At 49.8% G+C, this 4,887-nt stretch carries 6 pseudogenes; 3 read left to right on the top strand and 3 right to left on the bottom strand.

What is annotated here, in order from left to right:
- The 3 pseudogenes from FYJ34_RS15015 to FYJ34_RS00255 all read right to left on the bottom strand — a co-directional run.
- Positions 1-637: pseudogene (locus tag FYJ34_RS15015) on the bottom strand (type III PLP-dependent enzyme domain-containing protein); the annotation flags it as partial.
- Between the two features lies 1 nt (position 638).
- Positions 639-1,315 (bottom strand): annotated as a pseudogene (locus FYJ34_RS00260) (TrmB family transcriptional regulator).
- A 256-nt stretch (positions 1,316-1,571) separates the two neighbouring features.
- Positions 1,572-2,315 (bottom strand): annotated as a pseudogene (locus FYJ34_RS00255) (pyruvate kinase); the annotation flags it as partial.
- On the opposite strand from FYJ34_RS00255, the pseudogene FYJ34_RS15010 reads away from it, so the two are divergent.
- From FYJ34_RS15010 to FYJ34_RS15000, 3 pseudogenes are all read left to right on the top strand, one after another.
- Positions 2,308-2,965: pseudogene (locus tag FYJ34_RS15010) on the top strand (pyruvate kinase); the annotation flags it as partial. The pseudogenes FYJ34_RS00255 and FYJ34_RS15010 overlap by 8 nt on opposite strands.
- A 258-nt stretch (positions 2,966-3,223) precedes the next feature.
- Positions 3,224-3,896: pseudogene (locus FYJ34_RS15005) on the top strand (TrmB family transcriptional regulator).
- 1 nt (position 3,897) lies between these two features.
- Positions 3,898-4,887 (top strand): annotated as a pseudogene (locus FYJ34_RS15000) (type III PLP-dependent enzyme domain-containing protein); the annotation flags it as partial.

Below are 4,887 nucleotides of genomic sequence, written 5' to 3'. Positions count from 1 at the left end.
ACAGCCAGTTCAAACAGAACTTTTGCCAGCATGGGGTAATATGCATTGTAACGGTATTACTTGCCAGGAAGGCATGGATTCCGAATTCCTTCGCTCCCTTTTCTTTCAGGATCTGAAACGCTTCAAACATCTGGTCTGTCGTCATCCCGTACTTGGCGTCTCCCGGATTGTCCATGATGTCGTTGCTGATCTGGAACAGCCCGCCCGGATTATAACGGCAGCTGATCACTTCCGGAATTTTGCCGATGGCTTTTTCCAGGCAGTCACATGTGGGAAATGTCGTCCAGGTTGATGATGGCGCCCAGCCGGTCTGCGTACACAAACTCCTGCGCCGGCGTATCATTGGAAGAAAACATAATATCCCTTCCGCCGATCCCCATGGCTTCGCGAAAGCAACAACTCCGAATAGGATGCACAGTCACAGCCGCCAGCCGTACTCCTCAGAATCCCGATCAAAAACGGATTGGCGTAGCCTTCACGGCAAAATATTCCTTGTATCCCCGGTTCCAGGCAAACGCCTCCTTCAGCGCTTTTATATTTTCACGGATCCCTTTTTCATCATACAGATGAAAAGGAGTGGATACTGCTCTACGATCTTTTCCAGTTGTTCTTTTGTTACAAACGGTGTTTTTTTCATGTCAGTTCTCCTCTTTCAATGTCAGCAGCTCTATCTCATTGGACAAAGCCGTCTTATACAGCTCCACAAAGTTCTTCTGCCCGGAATACAAGGCGGTGTTCATACTTCCCTCTCCATACTCTCCTGTGATCACATAGCGGGAATCCGAAATAACCCCTATCTGCATTCCTCTGTCCCTGCTACATATACTCTGGCATTTTTGAAGGTAACCGGCCGGTCCGTGATGATCACAACCTTTTTCCCGGCGGCCTGCAGCGCCTCCAATTCCCTGACCATCAGTAAAAGATAATTTCTGGTACAACTGATATAGACTCTCTCCTCCACTTCCTCCAAAAGGTTGCGGATCTTGTTCAGGATATTTTTTCCGCCTTCTATCGTAATATAGCCCTCTGCTTCTTCCCGCTCCTTAGGCGCACGCAGAGAGAGCCATTTTTTCGCCTCTTCCAGTCTCCGGATACGGTTTTTACAAAACTCTTCCAACGGAACCGGAACGTACTTTCTGGCTGTTCCTTCCTCCAGAAGATACACCGCTCCCTTTTCCTGCATGTTGGCCAGTGCATTGTATGCGTTGGACCTGGAAATCCCGGTCTGCTTTGCCACCTCGTACCCCGTTACCTTTCCTTCCTCCAAAATACATTGGTAAATGCAGGCCTCCTGCCTTGTCAGACCAAATTCCATCAGTCTTTCAGCAAATGATGTCGTCTCCACTCTGCCACCTCCTGTACTATTTAGTGTTTCTCTCAAGTACTACTATATACCTCTTCCCTCTCTCTGTCAAGAATCCTTCTCAAAACAGACCGTTTCTTTCCTGCCGGCAGGACACATCGCTTCACCATCCCCCTTCCACGACAATCCCTTTTCTGTGCTTTTCTACAAAAAAAGATGCCGCCACACCACTGATACTCTCCAGCGGTGCAGTGCACCTTTTTTCTGTCTAATCTACTACAGCAATCTGCATGATATTGCTGACGCCTTCTCTTTGTGCCTTTACGTTGGGTGACGGGATCCCTGCCGTCAGCACGATGATATCTCCCGACTCTGCCATCTGTTTCGCACATGCCAGATCAATGGCCCCGCTGCAGATGTCTTCCGTCGTCTGGAATTCAATGGATTTCAGCGGACGAACCCCCCAGTAGATCTGCATCCTCCGTAAGGTTTCTTCGTTGGGCGTGACCCCTATAATATCCATCGGAGGCTTAAACTTGGACACGACTCTTGCCGTTGCTCCCGATACCGTAGGCGTAATGATACATTTGGCGTTCAAACTTCCCGCCGTCGTCACCGTCGCAAATCCCAGAGCACAGGAGGTGCTTTTCAGATAGTTTTTCTCTGCCCTTTTCAAAAGCGTCTCATGATCCAGGTGTTCTTCTGTATTTTCCACGATATGCACCATCATCTGCAGACTCTCCAGCGGATATTTTCCCTGCGCGGTCTCTCCGGACAGCATGACCGCATCGGTTCCGTCATAAACCGCATTGGCCACGTCTGTGACTTCCGCTCTTGTAGGACGCGGATTCCGCATCATGGAATCCAGCATCTGCGTGGCTGTGATCACCGGCTTGTAATTGCTGTTACATTTCTGGATGATCATCTTCTGCAGGTAAGGTACTTCCTCCGCCGGGATCTCCACTCCCAGATCTCCCCTGGCGATCATGATCCCGTCCGCACACCGGATGATCATCCAGAAATGTAACAGCAATTACAAGCCGGTGATCACAGCCACGCAGATGCTGGATTCCATGATGCGGAATCCGCGTCCTACAAGAGCGGAAGTCACAGACGTGGCCAATGCGGTTTATGACGGAACCGATGCGGTCATGCTGTCCGGAGAGACCGCGCAGGGAAAATATCCGCTGGAGAGTCTGCAGATGATGGTGCATATCGTGGAAAATACAGAAGAACACCTGGATCATGAGACGCTTTTGAAAAGGGCAGAGAAAAACTATCTGAAAAGCACCTCCTGTGCTCTGGGATTTGCGACGGTGACGACGGCGGGAAGTTTGAACGCCAAATGTATCATTACGCCTACGGTATCGGAGCAACGGCAAGAGTCGTGTCCAAGTTTAAGCCTCCGATGGATATTATAGGGGTCACGCCCAACGAAGAAACCTTACGGAGGATGCAGATCTACTGGGGGTTCGTCCGCTGAAATCCATTGAATTCCAGACGACGGAAGACATCTGCAGCGGGGCCATTGATCTGGCATGTGCGAAACAGATGGCAGAGTCGGGAGATATCATCGTGCTGACGGCAGGGATCCCGTCACCCAACGTAAAGGCACAAAGAGAAGGCGTCAGCAATATCATGCAGATTGCTGTAGTAGATTAGACAGAAAAAAGGTGCACTGCACCGCTGGAGAGTATCAGTGGTGTGGCGGCATCTTTTTTTGTAGAAAAAGCACAGAAAAGGGGATTGTCGTGGAAGGGGGATGGTGAAGCGATGTGTCCTGCCGGCAGGAAAGAAACGGTCTGTTTTGAGAAGGATTCTTGACAGAGAGAGGGAAGAGGTATATAGTAGTACTTGAGAGAAACACTAAATAGTACAGGAGGTGGCAGAGTGGAGACGACATCATTTGCTGAAAGACTGATGGAATTTGGTCTGACAAGGCAGGAGGCCTGCATTTACCAATGTATTTTGGAGGAAGGAAAGGTAACGGGGTACGAGGTGGCAAAGCAGACCGGGATTTCCAGGTCCAACGCATACAATGCACTGGCCAACATGCAGGAAAAGGGAGCGGTGTATCTTCTGGAGGAAGGAACAGCCAGAAAGTACGTTCCGGTTCCGTTGGAAGAGTTTTGTAAAAACCGTATCCGGAGACTGGAAGAGGCGAAAAATGGCTCTCTCTGCGTGCGCCTAAGGAGCGGGAAGAAGCAGAGGGCTATATTACGATAGAAGGCGGAAAAAATATCCTGAACAAGATCCGCAACCTTTTGGAGGAAGTGGAGGAGAGAGTCTATATCAGTTGTACCAGAAATTATCTTTTACTGATGGTCAGGGAATTGGAGGCGCTGCAGGCCGCCGGGAAAAGGTTGTGATCATCACGGACCGGCCGGTTACCTTCAAAAATGCCAGAGTATATGTAGGCAGGACAGAGGAATGCAGATAGGGTTATTTCGATTCCCGCTATGTGATCACAGGAGAGTATGGAGAGGGAAGTATGAACACCGCCTTGTATTCCGGGCAGAAGAACTTTGTGGAGCTGTATAAGACGGCTTTGTCCAATGAGATAGAGCTGCTGACATTGAAAGAGGAGAACTGACATGAAAAAAACACCGTTTGTAACAAAAGAACAACTGGAAAAGATCGTTAGAGCAGTATCCCACTCCTTTTCATCTGTATGATGAAAAAGGGATCCGTGAAAATATAAAAGCGCTGAAGGAGGCGTTTGCCTGGAACCGGGATACAAGGAATATTTTGCCGTGAAGGCTACGCCCAATCCGTTTTTGATCGGATTCTGAGGGAGTACGGCTGCGGCTGTGACTGTGCATCCTATTCGGGAGGTTGTTGCTTTCCGAAGCCATGGGGATCGGCGGAAGGGATATTATGTTTTCTTCCAATGATACGCCGGCGGCAGGAGTTTGTGTACGCAGACCGGCTGGGCGCCATCATCAACCTGGACGACATTTCCCACATTGACTGCCTGGAAAAAGCCATCGGCAAAATTCCGGAAGTGATCAGCTGCCGTTATAATCCGGGCGGGCTGTTCCAGATCAGCAACGACATCATGGACAATCCGGGAGACGCCAAGTACGGTGATGACGACAGACCAGATGTTTGAAGCGTTTCAGATCCTGAAAGAAAAGGGAGCGAAGGAATCGGAATCCATGCCTTCCTGGCAAGTAATACCGTTACAAATGCATATTACCCCATGCTGGCAAAAGTTCTGTTTGAACTGGCTGTTCGCCTGAAGAAGGGAGACAGGCGTCCATATCGGGTTTATCAATCTGTCGGGAGGGATCGGTATTCCTTATCGTCCGGAACAGGAGCCAATGATATCCGGGTGATCGGAGAAGAAGTCAGGAAGGTATACGAGGAAGTTCTGGTGCCGGAAGGGATGGGAGATGTGGCGATCTACACGGAGCTGGGGCGTTTTATGATGGGGCCTTACGGTCATCTGGTTACAAAGGCGATCCATGAAAAGCATACGCACAAAGACTATATCGGAGTGGACGCGTGCGCCGTAAACCTGATGCGTCCGGCCATGTACGGGGCGTATCATCATATTACCGTGATGGGGAAGGAAGAGGAGC

This window comes from Suipraeoptans intestinalis, from assembly GCF_009696485.1.
Classification (GTDB): domain Bacteria; phylum Bacillota; class Clostridia; order Lachnospirales; family Lachnospiraceae; genus Suipraeoptans; species Suipraeoptans intestinalis.
Note: the sequence above shows the minus strand (reverse complement) of the source record. Positions and strands in the feature narration are given on the sequence as shown.